Annotated in this window: 12 protein-coding genes; 1 reads left to right on the top strand and 11 read right to left on the bottom strand. The window is 48.0% G+C overall.

What is annotated here, in order from left to right:
- The first annotated feature begins 93 nt into the window (after positions 1–93).
- Positions 94–1,416, top strand: a complete 1,323-nt coding sequence (locus HWX74_RS16035) for an IS1380 family transposase (RefSeq protein ID WP_176013531.1) — start codon at positions 94–96, stop codon at positions 1,414–1,416.
- A 142-nt stretch (positions 1,417–1,558) separates the two neighbouring features.
- Here HWX74_RS16035 and HWX74_RS16030 read toward each other — a convergent pair whose 3' ends face one another.
- The 11 genes from HWX74_RS16030 to HWX74_RS15980 form a co-directional block, all read right to left on the bottom strand.
- Positions 1,559–3,616, bottom strand: a complete 2,058-nt coding sequence (locus tag HWX74_RS16030; RefSeq protein WP_303048117.1) for an RHS repeat domain-containing protein — start codon at positions 3,614–3,616, stop codon at positions 1,559–1,561.
- A 45-nt stretch (positions 3,617–3,661) separates the two neighbouring features.
- Complete coding sequence (locus HWX74_RS16025; protein ID WP_176014494.1) at positions 3,662–4,177, bottom strand: hypothetical protein; 516 nt, start codon at positions 4,175–4,177, stop codon at positions 3,662–3,664.
- A 7-nt stretch (positions 4,178–4,184) separates the two neighbouring features.
- A complete protein-coding gene (locus tag HWX74_RS16020) occupies positions 4,185–5,447 on the bottom strand; it encodes an RHS repeat domain-containing protein (RefSeq protein WP_176014499.1) in 1,263 nt (420 codons plus the stop codon).
- A gap of 39 nt (positions 5,448–5,486) precedes the next feature.
- Positions 5,487–6,188, bottom strand: a complete 702-nt coding sequence (locus HWX74_RS16015) for a hypothetical protein (protein WP_176014498.1) — start codon at positions 6,186–6,188, stop codon at positions 5,487–5,489.
- Positions 6,189–8,507, bottom strand: a complete 2,319-nt coding sequence (locus HWX74_RS20550) for an RHS repeat-associated core domain-containing protein (protein ID WP_176014497.1) — start codon at positions 8,505–8,507, stop codon at positions 6,189–6,191.
- Complete coding sequence (locus tag HWX74_RS16005; RefSeq protein WP_176014496.1) at positions 8,488–9,159, bottom strand: hypothetical protein; 672 nt, start codon at positions 9,157–9,159, stop codon at positions 8,488–8,490. The genes HWX74_RS20550 and HWX74_RS16005 overlap by 20 nt, the downstream gene beginning before the upstream one ends.
- 231 nt (positions 9,160–9,390) lie before the next feature.
- Positions 9,391–11,367 (bottom strand): RHS repeat domain-containing protein, encoded by a 1,977-nt coding sequence (locus HWX74_RS16000; RefSeq protein WP_303048116.1) that lies wholly within the window; start codon positions 11,365–11,367, stop codon positions 9,391–9,393.
- 45 nt (positions 11,368–11,412) lie between these two features.
- Positions 11,413–11,928 carry a hypothetical protein gene (locus tag HWX74_RS15995; protein ID WP_176014494.1) on the bottom strand — a complete coding sequence of 172 codons (516 nt, stop codon included), beginning with the start codon at positions 11,926–11,928 and terminating at the stop codon, positions 11,413–11,415.
- A gap of 7 nt (positions 11,929–11,935) precedes the next feature.
- On the bottom strand, positions 11,936–12,895 hold the full coding sequence (locus HWX74_RS15990) for an RHS repeat domain-containing protein (protein WP_176014493.1): 960 nt from the start codon (positions 12,893–12,895) through the stop codon (positions 11,936–11,938).
- Between the two features lie 112 nt (positions 12,896–13,007).
- On the bottom strand, positions 13,008–13,508 hold the full coding sequence (locus HWX74_RS15985) for a hypothetical protein (RefSeq protein WP_176014492.1): 501 nt from the start codon (positions 13,506–13,508) through the stop codon (positions 13,008–13,010).
- On the bottom strand, positions 13,498–19,140 hold the full coding sequence (locus HWX74_RS15980; protein ID WP_176014491.1) for an RHS repeat protein: 5,643 nt from the start codon (positions 19,138–19,140) through the stop codon (positions 13,498–13,500). Before HWX74_RS15980 ends, HWX74_RS15985 begins: the two co-directional genes overlap by 11 nt.
- Between the last annotated feature and the right edge of the window lie 1,052 nt (positions 19,141–20,192).

The raw sequence follows: 20,192 nt of genomic DNA, 5'->3' as shown, positions 1-20,192 counted from the left end.
ATTGCGTAAATTTTCAAAAACAAAGAGGCAGATTCTCGACTAATATATTATATTGTAATATTTTACGTGACAATATAACGCCGAGGTCTGCCAATGACAAAATGTAACGTTTCGATTCCGTTCTTTCAAGGTCCGAAAAGCAGAAAAATTGAATTCAATTTCGCCGGTGGAGATATCAGCAGTGACGGCGGGTTGCTTTTTGTGAAAGAATTCGACCGCAAACTCGGTTTGACCCGGCGCGCCGGTAACCTGCTGGATTCTTTTGATATTCGACAGCCCGGAAAAGTTGAACATTCCTATCTGAGCATGCTTCGTCAACGAGTTTTTGGTTTGGTTGCCGGCCATGAAGATCTCAATGACCATCATGAATTGCGAACTGATCCGCTGATTCAAACTGTTGTCGGTCGTGATCGTCAACTCGCCACTCCAAGCACTTTATGTCGATTCGAAAATGGAATCGATCGTCGTGCTTGCGTAGATTTGAGCCGATTGTTTGTCGAATTCTTTATCGAAAGTTTTTCCACGCCGCCTCGAGAATTGATTCTTGATTTCGATGCTACCGATGACCTCACTTACGGGATGCAGGAAAATCGCTTTTTTCATGGCTATTATGACCACTATTGCTTTTTGCCGTTGTATGTTTTCTGCGGGGATCAATTGCTTGTGGCTTATTTGCGTCCATCAAAAATTGATGCGGCCAAGCATGCTTGGGCGATTCTCTCGCTACTGGTAAAGCGCTTTCGGCAGAAATGGCCGAAGGTTAAGATTATTTTCCGGGGAGACAGTGGCTTTTGTCGGCAGAAAATGCTGAACTGGTGTGATAAAAATGAGGTCAAATATATTGTCGGATTGGCGAAAAATCCACGTTTGCTGGAATTATCAAAAGATCTTCAAGTGAAAGCGGAAGCACTTTACAACGAAACACATGAAAAAGCAAAACTGTTTACTCAGTTCGAATATGCGGCAGGAACTTGGAAATACCCGCGCCGGGTGATTGCCAAAGCGGAATTCAACTCCCCCGGACCGAATAATCGTTTTATCGTCACCAATCTTGATGATGATGGACAATATCTTTATGAAAAAGTCTATTGCGCCCGAGGTGAGATGGAAAACAGGATCAAGGAACAGCAGCTGGATCTTTTCGCTGATCGGACGAGCTGCCATGACTTTGCGGCAAATCAATTCCGGCTTCTGCTTTCAAGTTTGGCTTATATTCTCATGGAACGGTTTCGGGCATTGTTGTTGACAGGAACTCAATTTGCCGAGGCTACCTGCGGCAGCATTCGCTTATACCTGGTGAAAATCGGTGCCATTATTCGGCGGAATACCAGAAAAATTTATGTTGCTCTTTCAAGTGCTTGTCCAAATCAGGAACTCCTCCGCTTGATCGCTGCGAAAATCATCGCTTGGGAATAAAACCTTGGAGAGCTGTCCCCGGCTCGCCGAACAACAACGGGGGAAAGGGGGAATATGCTCAATTTGCAAAAAAACGACAATATCCGACTCTGAAAATAAAAACTTCCGAATCTTCTGAACATTTCTCGACGATTCGAAAGTTTCATGCAACATTCAGGTAAATTCCAAATGCAGCAGATACTCCAGAAAAAATAAGAAATGCAGGAGTACCAATCGCTCGGTACGCTTGGCCAAACGGTCCAGGCTCGGCTCCCTCTCCAAACCAAGTATTTCCAATCCAACGCAAGTGGGCCTTCCACTGAGGAGGTGCATCATCTCTACGTTCTTCCATATCATAATCGTGTAAGAAACTGGCATATTCAATCTTGGTAGGAACACGGAATAACGGATAGAAACCTGTTTCTTTAGATAGAGAATGAGCAACAATAGGTAAAGGCTGTTGACTAGTTCCCCAGTTTGCGCCACCATAATTACCCATATTAGGAATCACTGCAGGAGTCAAATAATACCGAGCATTAAAATCTTGTTGTGTCGCCCAATAGAAACCAGAAGCCTTTCCCCAAGTATTACCATAAATAAATCCTGCAACATCAGCTGCTAAAAATAGACCAAGTCTCTTTGTGCCGTCCCAAGCCTGGCCTCCCCCGACACTTTTTCCTACAAGCATTTTAGAAAGTCCAGCCGCAATATCTCCTGTTGGTCCCGAAATAATCCCAACAACTAAAGTGCGATCATCAAATACCACATTAGCAGCAACGATAATACCGTTTTCTATTTGAACACACGCACTGCCAACCTGGTCCCCTACCCAATTTGCTCCAGACCACGCAGACTGACCGGCCCAACGGGCTCCAGACCACGCAGTTCTTCCTGTCCATTTAATTGCACCCCACGCAGGATTCAAGATATAGCGTGACAACCAATTTTGTTGTCCCAAATAATCAAAATAACCAATTGGAGAATTATCCACCATTCCATACAGATTCACGCCTCCTTCTTCTTCCAGCGGATCGCGGCTGATCCACCGGCCGTGCTGCGGATCGTAGTAACGGTAGCCGTAGTAGTATAGGCCGTTACCGTCCATCGGCTTCGTGCTGAACCGGTAGGTGAAGTTGTCGGCCTCCGCGCCGCTCGAAGATATGGTACGGCCGAAGGCGTCGTAGACGTATTCCGCCACCGAGGCCTTGGTCGACGCGTTCAGGTAACTCATGATGTTGCCGTTGCCGTCATAGACCGGCAGGTAGGTCTGTCCACCGCGCTTTTCCGCCAGCAGTCCGCCGACTCCACCGGCGCCTTGCAGGCTGCCGGAGAGGTCTTCACCCCACAGATACCCCTTCTGGAAAGTCGGCGTCGCCGTCATGATGTCGTAGACACCCACTACATTCCAGCCGTCGTAGACGTAAGCAACCTCCGACTGCGTCTGGCCGGTCGCTCCCGATTTCAGGATCACCTTCTGCCTGATCCGACGCCCCTGATAGTCGTAAGTATATTCATAACGATAAGTCCCGACATCCGCCGTTTTCAGACGGTTCTCGGCATCGTAGGTATACTGCGTCGTATAGCTGCCGGTCAGGTTGCCGTCCGCATCGTGCACCTGCGCGTAAGTGGTGCCATTCGGCTCGGTGATCTGCGAATACTGATTCACCGCGTTCACCGTATAGCTCCACTGGGAATCACTGCCGGCCGTTCCCTGGAAGGCGGACTGACGGTTGCCGACCTGGTCGAAACTGTAATTGAACGACTGCCCGGCGATCCCTCCGGATGCATTCTTGCGCACCGCGTTGATCACCTGTCCATAGTTGTCATATGCGTAATCCCAGTAACTGCCGTCCGCCAGCGTCGTCTTGATCCGCTGGTCCTTGATGTTCAATGTATAACCATAGTTCTTCGTCAATGATCCCGCCGTCGTGCTGACGCCGGTCAGCCGGTGAGCACTGTCGAAGCTCCGGGTTGCCGTCGATATCGTCTGGTTGGCCGTCGCCGTCGCCAGCCGCAGCGTCGACAGCTGCCCCGCCGCATTGTGGGTATAATGCGCCGTATAACCGCAGTCCGAAATCGTCGCATAACGACCATCCGGACCATAGGTATAGTTCACCTGCTGGTGCGTCGTACTGCCGGTCTTCAACGCTTGGCCGGTACGGCGGCCATAGGCATCGTAGGTATAATTCAACGTCGTATCGGCCGATATTACGAAAACCAATAAAGCAAATCACCTAAACAACATAATTGGTTAGCCCCAAAACCATCAGTCGCTTTTTGTCTTGTTAAAAATATAACTATTGTTCTCATATGGAAATGAATAATTTCTTTTTTTAATTTCTTTTTTTACGATCTCCTTCAAGCGTTCTTTCATTTTGAAATCAAGTTCATCCATTTTTTTCAATGATTGTAAATCCTTACCGTTATCTTTTGTATTTATGACTAAATTATCTACACCGAAAGAGACATTTACATTATCAAAATTTAACTCGATTTCTCCAGGAACAAATGTAATATACATATATGCAAAACTTCCTCGATCATTCCTAAGGCTATCTAACCATTCTTCCATAAGTTTGATATCTTCAACATTATCTGAATATAGCATTTCAAATTCTGAAATACCCAACGACTCTAGATTAACTCTAATCTTAATATTATTTACCTCAATATTGCCAATTTTATTATTAAAGAAAAAACAAGCAATACAAGAGATACATATAAAAATAAACGTACATATTATTCCAATTGCTCTCAAAGTAAATTCCCATTTATTAGACATCGCTACCTCACTTTCCTGAAGTTAAATAATCAAACATCATATCAGAAAAATCTCGACAATTTTGTCCCAATATTGAATACTCTGCCCTTTTACCTTTAAGTGACTTCATATAGTTTAATATTTCGAAATCTTCATTGCACTCTGTTTGGGCATATTGTCGTATTTTCTCTGTAGGCGCAATCATATCGCTATAAATCTCGCCATTCCCATCAGCAGTCGGCCCTTCAAATCCCGGAGGAAAAGGAATAGGATTTTCGAAGTCTGGCTCTAGGTGTGGTTCGGCTACACTGCTACTGCCATCTTCCCCTCCTGAATCAAAATCAAAAATTCCTCCATCCGCAAAAGCTCCACCAAAAAATCCTAACACGGCTCTCTCACGCATACCAAAACTTATACAATATTTACCGATTGGAACATATTTCTTTCCATCATTTCCACAGCAGGTCATAAAAGAACCATAAAATTCAGTAGATTCCTCTTCCCATTCCCATACTGTTACACAAATTCGTTTATGCCACCCATCAACTGCAGTTGAATTTTCAACCCAAACATCTAAACCTAAATATTCCTTCTTCTTTACAGGATTATTTCCGACGAACCCATACAGATTCACGCCGCCGTTTTCTTCGATCGGATCACGGCTGATCCATCTTCCATGCTGCGGATCGTAGTAACGGTAACCATAGTAGTATAGGCCGTTTCCGTCCACCGGCTTCGTGCTGAACCGGTAGGTGAAGTTGTCGGCTTCCGCGCCGCTCGAAGATACCGTACGGCCGAAGGCGTCATAGACATATTCCGCCACTGGGGCCTTGGTCGACGCGTTCAGGTAACTCATGATGTTGCCGTTGCCGTCATACACCGGCAGATAGGTCTGGCCACCACGCTTCTCCGCCAACAGCCCGCCGACCCCGCCGGCCCCTTGCAGACTGCCGGAGAGATCCTCGCCCCACAGATAGCCAGTCTGGAAGCTGGGCGTTGCCGTGGTATTGTCGTAGACACCCACTACATTCCAGCCATCGTAGACGTAAGCGACCTCTGACTGCGTCTGGCCGGTCGCGCCCGATTTCAGGATCACCTTCTGCTTGATACGACGGCCCTGATAGTCGTAAGTGTACTCATAACGATAACTCCCGACATCCACCGTCTTCAAACGGTTCTCGGCATCGTAGGTATATTGCGTCGTATAACTGCCGGTCAGGTTGCCGTCAGCATCGTGCACCTGCGCGTAAGTGGTGCCATTCGGCTCGGTGATCTGCGAATACTGATTCACCGCACAATATATCATATCTTTGATATAAAATGATCTCGGTTACTTAAACTTAATAACATAATAGTCATCATTAAATGCATCAATACCAATAAATGCATCTCCGCCAAGTCCTATATTTTTTTGAGAAAAATTATAAAAATTTTTCCATTTGCAGAATTCAATTAACCAATACACATCTTTATCCATAGAAAATTTTGAAATATTTGAATTTGAATTTTCATGATCATACATAAAAATATCATAAACGAGTTTTATTGATACAATTTCATTTACATCGATATTATTTTCAATTGCAATTCTTTGAGATTGGTTGAAAATAGATTTTATTAAGGAGATAGGAGACTGAGATTGTTTAAGATTATTTAATAATTTTTCTTCAAAAATAACATTATTTTCTAAATTAATACGCGTAAAAACATGTGGCATATCTAGTGAACTTATTAAGATAAAATTAGTTTCTTTATCATCAATTGAATCATATCTAATTACAACATAAGAATCGTTCCAGTTTTTAGGAATATATTGTTTAATTCCATTCCAAAAAATTTCATTATTTATTATAGATGATTTATGGTATAAGAATATAGCGGAAACAATATACTCATTTTCAGAAATTTTATTTTCAATGTTATAACACTCTATTTCTTCAAATATTTTTTCCATGATAGATATATCTTCACCTCGTACAATATATGTTATAATTAGTAATAAAATAACAATAAAACACTTTAAGATATTCATTTACAAATTTCCTCTGTCAATAATTGTCCCTCTGCCGCTAGGATGACTTCTATCCGGAATATATTGATGAAACTTATTTCCTGGAGTAGCAAGGTAGCCATCAATTCCGTAACGATCAGCAAAATCCAAGTCAGCATTTGACCAATCCTCATTATTATAATTGGGATCTACTCCTCCATGTGTATGCCAATACGCAACAATAGTAGAATCGGTTGGACATGGAGCATCACTTGGCCTACAACCTGCTATCGTACCAACTACTTGGGTAGTGAAATATTTATTTTCACCATTAACACACTTTTTACAGACATAGCCACAATATTCTAGGTTTTCTCTTTTCGAACGAGGATTAATATATCTACTTCTTTTACGAGCTGCAACCGTTGGATTGGAATGCATATTATACCAATCAGAATCCCCAGGAGTTACAGTCCCATCAGGATTTATTGTTGGGGCTTTAGTCAAACCAAGAACATCAATAAATATAATGCCATTATTTCCGACGAACCCATACAGATTCACGCCGCCGTTTTCTTCGATCGGATCACGGCTGATCCATCTTCCATGCTGCGGATCGTAATAACGATAACCGTAGTAGTAAAGCCCATTGCCGTCCACCGGCTTCGTGCTGAACCGGTAGGTGAAGTTGTCGGCCTCCGCGCCACTCGAAGATATTGTGCGGCCGAAGGCGTCGTAGACGTACTCCGCCACCGAGGCCTTGGTCGACGCGTTCAGGTAACTCATGATGTTGCCGTTGCCGTCATAGACCGGCAGATAGGTCTGTCCGCCGCGCTTTTCCGCCAGCAGCCCGCCGACCCCGCCGGCGCCTTGCAGACTGCCGGAGAGGTCTTCGCCCCACAAATACCCCTTCTGGAAAGTCGGCGTCGCCGTCGTGGTGTCGTAGACGCCTACTACATTCCAGCCGTCGTAGACGTAAGCGACCTCTGACTGCGTCTGGCCGGTCGCGCCCGATTTCAGAATCACCTTCTGCCTGATCCGACGGCTTAAATAGTCGTAAGTATATTCATAACGATAAGTCCCGACATCCGCCGTTTTCAGACGGTTCTCGGCATCGTAGGTATATTGCGTCGTATAGCTGCCGGTCAGGTTGCCGTCCGCATCGTGCACCTGCGCGTAAGTGGTGCCATTCGGCTCGGTGATCAGCGAATACTGATTCACCGCGTTCGCCGTATAGCTCCACTGGGAATCACTGCCGGTCGTTCCCTGGAAGGCGGACTGACGGTTGCCGACCTGGTCGAAGCTGTAATTGAACGACTGCCCGGCGATCCCTCCGGAAGCATTTTTGCGCACCGCGTTGATCACCTGTCCATAGTTGTCATACGCGTAATCCCAGTAACTGCCGTCCGCCAGCGTCGTCTTGATCCGCTGGTCCTTGATGTTCAATGTATAACCGTAGTTCTTCGTCAATGATCCCGCCGTCGTGCTGACGCCAGTCAGCCGGTGAGCGCTGTCAAAACTCCGGGTTGCCGTCGATACCGTCTGGTTGGCCGGCGCCGTCGCCAGCCGCAGCGTCGACAGCTGCCCGGCCGCATTGTGGGTGTAGTGCGCCGTATAACCGCCGTCCGAAATCGTCGCATAACGACCATCCGTACCATAGGTATAGTTCGCCTGCTGGTGCGTCGTACTGCCGGTATTCAACGCTTGGCCGGCACGGCGGCCGTAGGCATCGTAAGTATAATTCAGCGTCGTATCGGCCAGATACGGAAGCGTCTCGACGGTCAGCACGTTTTTCGCATTGTCATAAGTATAAGTCCGGGTTCCGGCTCCATCGGTCACCGTTATCGGGCGGCTCAGGAAATCGTAGGTAATCGACACGTCCGGCGTTGTATCGCTGTAGTCGATGCCGGTCTGCCGACCGCCGTTGTCATACGAATAAGTCGTCGTCACCCCGCGCGCCCAGGTCCGTTTCAACGGCTGATTGTCCGCCGTATAGGTATAGGAGACCTTACGGCCGTCCGCGTAGATTTTCTCCTTCACCCGCTGCCGGCTGTCGTAATTCCAGCTCGTCACCTGCGGCGTCGTGTTGGTACGCCAGGTCTTCAACGTCGACAGGCCGCCGAAGTTGTTGTAAGTGAACTCCTGCGTGTAAGTCTCCGCTCCCGACACCTTCTTCAACTCGCCGGTCGGATGGAACTCATAGTTGACGATCCGGTTCCCGGGCAGCAGATAATTATACAGCCGGTTCAGATTGTCGTAAGCCATGCTGACCGACTGCCCGTTCACCGTCAGCATCAGCACGTTGCCGTTCGCGTCAAAATTGTTGTTGATCAGCTCATTACTAATTCGTTGACAACGCATTTTCCGGGTTTTCAGCCTCTTGCATTTCCTTTTCCCCCTGATGCTTTTTTTCTTTTTCGACTTTTTCTTTTAACCATTCTTTCAGCAATTGCCGGCCAGCTTGAGTTCGATCAATTTCATCTTGAGGTATTAAATGATGTTCAACCTTCCAATCACCCCAAGCAATCTCCAAATCTCTAGCATATTCTAACTGATCTTCTTGGATATTTCCTTGTATAAGAGCACGCAATAATTGCTCCTTTAAATCAGGATGGGTTCTTTCATAAAACTCTAAAAATGACGCCATTTCCGGTTCCAATTCCGGATGTTCAGTATCCCAGAGTAAAGCCGGTCTTGGCTTTCGCAAAAGTTCATTAACAGTATCTGGAACTCTTCCCAATGCTTCTATGGCTAAAAATTCACATTCCCCAATTGGGCATGGATGTAAATCGACGAAAGTGTTAAAGTAACTTTCTCGTTTTTCTTTATAAAAATTCCATTTATAGTCTGGAAAAAAAGGAAAATAATAGTAAGTAGTCGTATTCGCCAACATTCCACAATGCCGACAAATACTTATATATTGATCCCTTACAAAAATAAGTACCAATATTACCAAACAAAAATATAAGCTAATCAAAAACAATAAAATAATCTTAACCCATTTTATAAACATTTTCGTTTCCTCCAATGTATTCTTAGCCTGAATTGATTGAAAAAATGATCTTTAATACAGCAAAAATTCCTTTTTTTCATATTTCAAAGTTTTTCGTCCAACCGCCTAGGGCATGACAAACTTCCCAATCTATCGACAAGACTTCCTTTTAAAAAGTATGACCACTATATTTACGGTGCCGTATAATTTTAGTAAATAAGATATCACGGCCTAGTAAAAATATAGCAAGCATTATTTTTTCTTATAATATACAGGATAAGTGTATAAATAAAAGATAAAATTGGCAAATGTTGCTGCGTTATTAAGGCGTTCCTTTAAAGATAACTGAACCGGATACAATATCCCAGTAATGGGTGTCTTCCACCATACACTTTTTTCATGAACTGGAGCTCCAGAAGCAGACAAACTAAACGCATAAGCATAATCTTCCATCCCCAAATACTGATGTGACAATTCATGAAAAATTGTTCTTGCCAATTCTTCATCGGCCAATTCTTCGGCACATGGACATATATGGATAGTTTTGTTAAATGTTCCCTCGATTGTTCCTTCTGGTTTAACCCAAGCATTCAATCCATCCGGACAATTGGTCTCACACATAAATCGAATCTCTTTATTTACTGGCTCTTCAAGATCGAAAAAATTCTTCTTTACTTTATCTAAAGTATATTGATCTCCATCATAATAATACTCTGCGGAGATAATCTGTGCCTTGGGTGTGTTAATTATCTCGCGTACCGCACCATAAATTTCCCGCAACCTTGCAACAGCATTTTGAAGTTTCTTTATTTGCTCTGCAGTACAATTTTCATGTCTTGCAATAACATCATCAGAAAAACCTGCCTCCCTTAATTGTGCCAGCCGTTGAGTCTTTCTTTCTGCATCTGCTTTTATCTCTCGCTGCAATTCTTCAATACGATACTGATATGGACTTCTCGTACCTAAAATATCCCAAGTTCCCACGCCGTTATTCTGAACGAACCCATACAGATTCACGCCACCTTCTTCCTCCAGCGGGTCACGACTGATCCAGCGGCCGTGCTGCGGATCGTAGTAACGGTAACCGTAGTAGTATAGGCCGTTACCGTCCAGCGGCTTCGTGCTGAACCGGTAGGTGAAGTTGTCGGCATCCGCGCCGCTCGAAGATATCGTGCGGCCGAAGGCGTCGTAGATGTACTCCGCCACCGAAGCCTTGGTCGAGGCATTCAAATAACTCATGATATTGCCGTTGCCGTCATAGACCGGCAGATAGGTCTGTCCGCCGCGCTTTTCCGCCAGCAGCCCGCCGACCCCGCCGGCGCCCTGCAAGTCTCCGGAAAGGTCTTCGCCCCACAGATACCCCTTCTGGAAAGTCGGCGTCGCCGTCGTGGTGTCGTAGACGCCTACTACATTCCAGCCGTCGTAGACGTAAGCGACCTCTGACTGCGTCTGGCCGGTCGCGCCCGATTTCAGAATCACCTTCTGCCTGATCCGACGGCTTAAATAGTCGTAAGTATATTCATAACGATAAGTCCCGACATCCGCCGTTTTCAGACGGTTCTCGGCATCGTAGGTATATTGCGTCGTATAGCTGCCGGTCAGGTTGCCGTCCGCATCGTGCACCTGCGCGTAAGTGGTGCCATTCGGCTCGGTGATCTGCGAATACTGATTCACCGCGTTCACCGTATAGCTCCACTGGGAATCACTGCCGGCCGTTCCCTGGAAGGCGGACTGACGGTTGCCGACCTGGTCGAAACTGTAATTGAACGACTGCCCGGCGATCCCTCCGGATGCATTCTTGCGCACCGCGTTGATCACCTGTCCATAGTTGTCATATGCGTAATCCCAGTAACTGCCGTCCGCCAGCGTCGTCTTGATCCGCTGGTCCTTGATGTTCAATGTATAACCATAGTTCTTCGTCAATGATCCCGCCGTCGTGCTGACGCCGGTCAGCCGGTGGGCACTGTCGAAGCTCCGGGTTGCCGTCGATATCGTCTGGTTGGCCGTCGCCGTCGCCAGCCGCAGCGTCGACAGCTGCCCCGCCGCATTGTGGGTATAATGCGCCGTATAACCGCAGTCCGAAATCGTCGCATAACGACCATCCGGACCATAGGTATAGTTCACCTGCTGGTGCGTCGTACTGCCGGTCTTCAACGCTTGGCCGGTACGGCGGCCATAGGCATCGTAGGTATAATTCAACGTCGTATCGGCCGATATTACGAAAACCAATAAAGCAAATCACCTAAACAACATAATTGGTTAGCCCCAAAACCATCAGTCGCTTTTTGTCTTGTTAAAAATATAACTATTGTTCTCATATGGAAATGAATAATTTCTTTTTTTAATTTCTTTTTTTACGATCTCCTTCAAGCGTTCTTTCATTTTGAAATCAAGTTCATCCATTTTTTTCAATGATTGTAAATCCTTACCGTTATCTTTTGTATTTATGACTAAATTATCTACACCGAAAGAGACATTTACATTATCAAAATTTAACTCGATTTCTCCAGGAACAAATGTAATATACATATATGCAAAACTTCCTCGATCATTCCTAAGGCTATCTAACCATTCTTCCATAAGTTTGATATCTTCAACATTATCTGAATATAGCATTTCAAATTCTGAAATACCCAACGACTCTAGATTAACTCTAATCTTAATATTATTTACCTCAATATTGCCAATTTTATTATTAAAGAAAAAACAAGCAATACAAGAGATACATATAAAAATAAACGTACATATTATTCCAATTGCTCTCAAAGTAAATTCCCATTTATTAGACATCGCTACCTCACTTTCCTGAAGTTAAATAATCAAACATCATATCAGAAAAATCTCGACAATTTTGTCCCAATATTGAATACTCTGCCCTTTTACCTTTAAGTGACTTCATATAGTTTAATATTTCGAAATCTTCATTGCACTCTGTTTGGGCATATTGTCGTATTTTCTCTGTAGGCGCAATCATATCGCTATAAATCTCGCCATTCCCATCAGCAGTCGGCCCTTCAAATCCCGGAGGAAAAGGAATAGGATTTTCGAAGTCTGGCTCTAGGTGTGGTTCGGCTACACTGCTACTGCCATCTTCCCCTCCTGAATCAAAATCAAAAATTCCTCCATCCGCAAAAGCTCCACCAAAAAATCCTAACACGGCTCTCTCACGCATACCAAAACTTATACAATATTTACCGATTGGAACATATTTCTTTCCATCATTTCCACAGCAGGTCATAAAAGAACCATAAAATTCAGTAGATTCCTCTTCCCATTCCCATACTGTTACACAAATTCGTTTATGCCACCCATCAACTGCAGTTGAATTTTCAACCCAAACATCTAAACCTAAATATTCCTTCTTCTTTACAGGATTATTTCCGACGAACCCATACAGATTCACGCCGCCGTTTTCTTCGATCGGATCACGGCTGATCCATCTTCCATGCTGCGGATCGTAGTAACGGTAACCATAGTAGTATAGGCCGTTTCCGTCCACCGGCTTCGTGCTGAACCGGTAGGTGAAGTTGTCGGCTTCCGCGCCGCTCGAAGATACCGTACGGCCGAAGGCGTCATAGACATATTCCGCCACTGGGGCCTTGGTCGACGCGTTCAGGTAACTCATGATGTTGCCGTTGCCGTCATACACCGGCAGATAGGTCTGGCCACCACGCTTCTCCGACAGCAGTCCGCCGGCGCCCTGTAAACTGCCGGAGAGGTCTTCGCCCCACAGATAGCCCTTCTGAAAAGTCGGCATCGTTGTAGTGGTGTCATAGAACTGTCTGATTGTTTTACGCCGTCGCCAGCCGCAGCGTCGACAACTGCCCGGCCGCGTCGTAAGTGTAGAAGATCACTTCCAGAACCAATCTCTACCACATATAATGATCTAATTTCTGACATTTCTTTACTGTTCTATCCGTTTTATGCTTCAATACATAAGAAATGAATATTTTCAAAGAGACATAATCGATTGTGGGAAAATCCGGAAATTCTTCAATAAATTCGGTAAGAGTAATACCATAATCGTGAAGAAAATCCTGAGTTACATCTGTTCCATCCCCCCTAAAATAAAGTAGAATTATCTTCACGTTATCTTGAGGCAAAAATAACCATCGATTTCGCCAAGGCAAAGCAAGGCGCTGCAAAATATCTTTAATACTATTGATATCATAGCCTTCCTGTTGCCAAATCTCCATCACTTCGCTCTCTACTCGAGCATCTAAAATATCATAATTTCTACAACTAATCCGATAATAACTTCCCCCTGGAAACCATCCAAAGAATAAATCCCATAATTTCTGTATCTCTGTTATCAAATTCATTGGAGGCTCATCAGGCACCTCTAACAATCTGTTATTATTATTGTTCATTAGCAACCTCCTTTAGATAAAATTTTGCCTGGCATTTCAAATAACAGTCACCTATTGACATATATGATCGAAGCCCTTCTCCCAGCAATAAGCTAACGGCGGTGTACCTAGTTGCTTGCCCCAACTTATACCATCCTCCGCCAGTAGTAGTCCATCGTGTTCTACCCATTAAGGTCTTATCCAATTTCCATGCAAAAGGAGATGCTCTCTCCATTCGTATTACTCGAACACCAAACATCTCTAATAACATTTTAGGCATTCCTATCACTGTCATTTCCCCCGCAGTCACGCCCAGCCGTTTGAGATTAAACCAATTATTATCATCGACACAACGGCTCCAACAACAGAAAAAAGATTCTTCAGGATCAATTTCCCAATCAGAAAGCCCCAGAAATGCCACCACAAATTCTTTCAATAAACCATTTATATAAGAATCATTACGGGTATGAGAAGGTGGTGTCAACCAAACTGGTCGATAGCCATTAAACGGATCATAACCATTCATAGGATTCAAGCCCTCCTCATAATAGCGATCAAGAGGATGTTTTTTCGATCCCTTTCTTTCTTGCCCCAATAAATCATAATAATTCACACCATTATTCTGAATAAACCCATACAGATTCACACCTCCTTCTTCCTCAATCGGGTCGCGGCTGATCCAGCGGCCGTGCTGCGGATCGTAATAACGGTAACCATAGTAGTAGAGGCCACTACCGTCCATCGGCTTCGTGCTGAACCGATAGGTGAAGTTGTCGGCCTCCGCGCCGCTCGAAGATATCGTGCGGCCGAAGGCGTCGTAGATGTACTCCGCCACCGAAGCCTTGGTCGAGGCATTCAAATAACTCATGATATTGCCGTTGCCGTCATAGACCGGCAGATAGGTCTGTCCGCCGCGCTTTTCCGCCAGCAGCCCGCCGACCCCGCCGGCGCCTTGCAGACTGCCGGAGAGGTCTTCACCCCACAGATACCCCTTCTGAAAAGTCGGCGTCGCCGTCGTGATGTCGTAGACGCCCACCACATTCCAGCCGTCGTAGACGTAAGCGACCTCCGACTGCGTCTGGCCGGTCGCGCCCGATTTCAGGATCACCTTCTGCCTGATCCGACGCCCCTGATAGTCGTAAGCGTACTCATAACGATAAGTCCCGACATCCGCCGTTTTCAGACGGTTCTCGGCATCGTAGGCATACTGCGTCGTATAACTGCCGGTCAGGTTGCCGTCCGCATCGTGCACCTGCGCGTAAGTGGTGCCATTCGGCTCGGTGATCAGCGAATACTGATTCACCGCGTTCGCCGTATAGCTCCACTGGGAATCACTGCCGGTCGTTCCCTGGAAGGCGGACTGACGGTTGCCGACCTGGTCAAAACTGTAATTGAACGACTGCCCGGCGATCCCTCCGGAAGCATTCTTGCGCACCGCGTTGATCACCTGTCCATAATTGTCATACGCGTAATCCCAGTAACTGCCGTCCGCCAGCGTCGTCTTGATCCGCTGGTCCTTGATGTTCAATGTATAACCATAGTTCTTCGTCAATGATCCCGCCGTCGTGCTGACGCCGGTCAGCCGGTGAGCGCTGTCAAAACTCCGGGTTGCCGTCGATACCGTCTGGTTGGCCGGCGCCGTCGCCAGCCGCAGCGTCGACAGCTGGCCCGCCGCATTGTGGGTATAATGCGCCGTATAACCGCCGTCCGAAACCGTCGCATAACGACCGTCCGTACCATAGGTATAGTTTGCCTGCTGATGCGTCGTACTGCCGGTATTCAACGCTTGGCCGGTGCGGCGGCCATAGGCATCGTAGATATAATTCAGCGTCGTATCAGCCAGATACGGAAGCGTCTCGGCGGTCAGCACGTTTTTCGCATTGTCATAAGTATAAGTCCGGGTTCCGGCTCCATCGGTCACCGTCACCGGACGGCTCAGGAAATCGTAGGTGATCGACACGTCCGGCGTCGCATCGCTGTAGTCGATGCCGGTCTGCCGCCCGCCGTTGTCATACGAATAAGTCGTCGTCACCCCACGCGCCCAGGTCCGTTTCAACGGCTGATTGTCCGCCGTATAGGTATAGGAGACCTTACGGCCGTCCGCGTAGATTTTCTCCTTCACCCGCTGCCGGCTGTCGTAATTCCAGCTCGTCACCTGCGGCGTCGTGTTGGTACGCCAGGTCTTCAACGTCGACAGGCCGCCGAAGTTGTTGTAAGTGAACTCCTGCGTGTAAGTCTCCGCTCCCGACACCTTCTTCAACTCGCCGGTCGGATGGAACTCATAGTTGACGATCCGGTTCCCGGGCAGCAGATAATTATACAGCCGGTTCAGATTGTCGTAAGCCATACTGACCGACTGCCCGTTCACCGTCCGCATCAGCACGTTGCCGTTCGCGTCATAGCTGTTGTTGGCCAGCGTATTCACCACCGTCGCGCTGCGTTTCTCGGTCATTGTGCTCAACCGGTCGAACTGATCGTAAGTATAAGTCGTCACGTTGCCGGCGGCGCCGTCACTGTGGAACAATTCTTCCTTCGTAACCAACCCGTTCTCCTGCGTCGTCACTTTCTTTACTCCAACCGCATCGATTTCGGTTACTCGTACCACCCCGTCTCCCGGATATTCGGTTCTCGAAAAAGCGGTTTTGCCGAACTCCGTCACCCAGCTGCACAGCCCATCCAGGGTTTGCTCGGTTTTCCGGACCTCAACCGAATTCGTTCCGCTTGACGTTGCCACGGTCATAACCTGTACGGTAACAGACTGGCCATCCAGCGTTCTGGTTCCGAAGCTATGCGTATAAGTCGTTACAATATCGCCGGTCGACTGCGTCCCGTTGCGATCCATATCCACTATTTCGGAAGCCAACTGGCCGCGAACGTTATAAGTATACAGCGTCGTCACCCCGCCCGGCGTCACCGACTTGACCAACTGCCCCTTCGTATTGTAGTAATTCATCGCGCTGGTGCCGTCCGGGTATTCGGTCTTGTACTGCCGGCCCAGCATGTCGGTGTAGATTTTCACATTCGACGGCGTCGAAGATTGCCAGTTCGGACCGTAACTGAAGGTCTGCGCATGCTGCCCGGTTCCTCCCGTCGAAGTCTGCAGCCCATTGACATAGGTCGAAATCTGGGTGGCATTGTTCGGCAGCGTCACCGTCTCCGTCAACGTCAACGTCGAGGAATTGGTCTGGGCATAGTTGTGCGAATACCGGGTCGTGAAACGCTTCGGATCGGTCACCGTGCTGACCGCGTTGTACAGATAGCCGACCGTCGTCGTCAACTCGCCGCCGCTGCGCCCTTTGACCGTCACCGCCGTCTGCCGACCGCAGTTGTCATAGCTGTAAAGCGTCGTGATACCGTTTCGCTCCGTGAAAGTCATTTGTTTGGTTAGCTCGTCATAACCATAAGTCGTCGTCACCCCGGTCCGGTCGGTCTCCTCGGTGACGCCGCAGCAGCCGTAGGTCCGGCTGCTGCTGGTGCCGTCCAGATAAGTCGTCGCGGTTATCCGGCCGAACGAATCAAGCGTATTGGTCTCCTCCCCCACCTTGCGGTACAGCGTCGGAGAAATGAACGGATCGGAACTGTACCGCGTCCGGCTGATCACTTTACCCTGCGCATTGGTCACCGTCACCGTCCGGTCGCCGTTGGCCACCGCCGTCGGGGTGTTCGGGTTGTTCGGCGCTCCGCTGGACACCGTCACCGTATCGTTGCCGTTGGCCGCCCGGCTGTATTCATAGATCGTCACCCGGCCGTCCGGATGTTTGCTCAGCCGGGTCCGGCCGAGGAATGGGCTGGCTGTGTCGGTAATCCGGTAAATCTCCGTCTTCAACTCCGTGCTCCCGTCGTAACGGATCTGCAGGTCAGGGCTGGAACTGCTGATATAATAGCTCTCATAACGGTCATGGGCAGTCAGCGTATTGTTCACCGTGGTCGTTATATCACGAATGATCTTACTGCCGCTGACCGTGGTGCTGTAAGTCCGCCTGGTCGTCAAGGTTCCGCGCGTTTCTGTTTCGGTATAGCTGTCGCGCGCCGTCCCTGGATAACTGTAGCTGTACCTGGTGCCATCCGGGGCGATTTTCTGGGTCAAACGACCCTGCAAATCATACGCGAAAGTGGTTTTGCGCAATCCGACCTCGTTGATCTCCGTCACCCGGTAAATGCCGGCGATTTTCTTGCGGGTAATTTTGGTATAAATGCCGGTCTGGGCCCCGATCCCTTTTAAATGATGTTCGATCCGGGTATCCCCGGACTCACTCCACGACATCCACTCCGGCGCCAGCCCGGTCGGCTGCGCGCCGGTGCCGCTCCAAGTGAACAACTGAAAGGTCGGAAGGGCGGAACTGGAAAATTCAGGATAGGCGATCGTCAACTGTCGCCAGTAGTAGTTGCGGACGATCGAACCAACCGTGCTGGTCACTTTGAAACCATTGATCAGCTGCGGCACCGTCGAACTCAAATCCAGTTTCAATTCGGTTTCGGCGTGCGGCGTCGCGGCGCCGCCGACATAGTGCTTCATTACGATTCTGGTAATCGACGCCGAATCTTCGACCGCACCACGCGTATAGGCGAACGTCGTCTTTTCTCCGCCGCTGATCACCTGGGTCGGATAACCATCCGGATCATAAGTGACGTTGACGCCTGGGGAACTCTGAACCCGGAAGTGATCCTTGTCCAGCATATCCCAGGAAATCTCCGGCGCCCGCAGCCGCACCGACGCCCGGCCGGATCCATAATCCTCGCTGCCCAACGGAAAATCGGCATCGATACCATTCTCGTTCATCGCATAATTCCCCTCGCCCGGCAGACACAGGCCGTTCTGGCAGGCCTGGCAAAGCGGCAGGATCTCCACCTTGTCCTCCCCGGGATCGTCCACCGACAGCGAACCGCTGCTGAAATCCAGTTTGGCATCGACTTCCTCATCGCCCTTCAGGCCGACGAAGTAATAAGTCTGCGAGGTCTGATTGGCCGGAAACGTGAACGTCTTCGTCGTCTGACCCGGCGCCATGAACACCTGCGTGCAGGCCGCATCGGAAAACACCGCAAACGATTTTTCTTCCTTCCCCCTAATCGTCAGGGTCACCGATTTGTTCGGCAATCCTCCCGCATCGGCTCCCAATATCAAACGGATCGGATGCCAACCGTTGGTCCCGGAAGCCATGAGGCTTTTCTGCGGCGGCTCGTCGCCCTTCGCGCGCCAGGAAGCCGGCCAGCTACCCGGCGGCAACGGCTGGAAATCTACCGACGTCGTCGGATTGACCACCTTCACGTAAACTTCCTTCGAATTGCCGCAGGACGCGGTGATCTTGAATTCTCCGCTCGTCGCCTTCAAGGTCGCCGTCGGACGCGGATTGGAAGCGGACGGAAAAAAAATGCTGTCGGCATTGGCAACCGCTCCGCCATTCCAATTGGCAATTGACCATTTCGGATAACAAGCTTCGCCGGTAAAGTCAGCCTTCGTAACCGGATTTTTAGTCGGCCATTGGCCGCCGGGGGTGGCGACCGCGGTCAAATTGAGCGGATTCTGCTGAGAAGAGCCTTCCCGGCTGAACGGCTTGATATACAACACCGGTCTGGTGGCGCCATTGATCGTCGCCGTTCCGGAGAACATCTGGGAGGCAGTGCCGGTCAATGACGCAACTTCTGCACTGGTCACGTTAAAGGTGAAATCCCTGCTGCCGCAAGAAGAGATGGTATAAGTCTTACCATCAAAGATAAAACTACTCGGCGTAACTGTGCAGGATGCATGAAATTTGACGGTAAAGGAACCGGCGGAAGGAAAGGTGATACTATATTCCGGGCCGCTAGGATTATGGGCAACAACTCCGTTGGTTTCCGGGGCTGAAAGACTTTTGGCATGGGATACCGTCTCCTGATGCGTCGCTGGACACCTCGCACATTTCAAGGTCACTGCCGACGCCCCGGTGCTTCCTTTGTCTTCAACTCCGTAAAGATGCGTTTCATTGACCGGGATGGAAAAACTCGACAATTGAACGTATTGCGCATTGGTTGACACCGGCTTGCATTGCAAATTGAAACTGCATTTATCGGAAGCCTGAAGCTGAAAATCATGATTCAAGTTGATCGTATAAGTTTTGCTTTTGGCATCTGCAAGGTGAGAACAAGTGACGGATACCACTATCGAATATACTCCCGGCTTGGTCTGGACTTCAGAGGCAATCGTCGGCGAGTGAGATATCGTCACATTTGTGTCATTCCCGGGATTTCTTACTCCACATCTTTGGCCATCGATACGATTATCACACTCCGTATATTTGGTGCATTGACCATGGGTCCCCGCCAATAGTTCATTTTTAATTTGAGCCAGAGTTTTTGAGCCGTTACAAGTATTTTGCGGATCGCTCGCGAAAGTTACCCGAAAATTCTCATACTTCGTAACTCGCTTGGAAAGCGGATGATCACAAGTCGGTGGATTGTTGTCATTGGCTCCATACACCCCACTGCAGCTTGCCAGCACTACCAACAATGGCAGCAGCTTTTTTCCCAATCTCATTCCCTTTCCCTTTCCCTTCGCCTTGAGTTGCCTTGTCAATGCATTACTATAATAACATGAAATTTTAAATTTTCCTTCAATTAAAACTTTTTTTCCTATTTTTTTCCCATATTCCATAGGCTTTATCGCACTTTTTTCGATAAAAATATGGATTTCAAGGTTTAAAATGCTAAATTTATTCCAAGAGAACAATA

It is taken from the genome of Victivallis sp. Marseille-Q1083, assembly GCF_903645315.1.
GTDB lineage: Bacteria > Verrucomicrobiota > Lentisphaeria > Victivallales > Victivallaceae > UMGS1518.
Note: the sequence above shows the minus strand (reverse complement) of the source record. Positions and strands in the feature narration are given on the sequence as shown.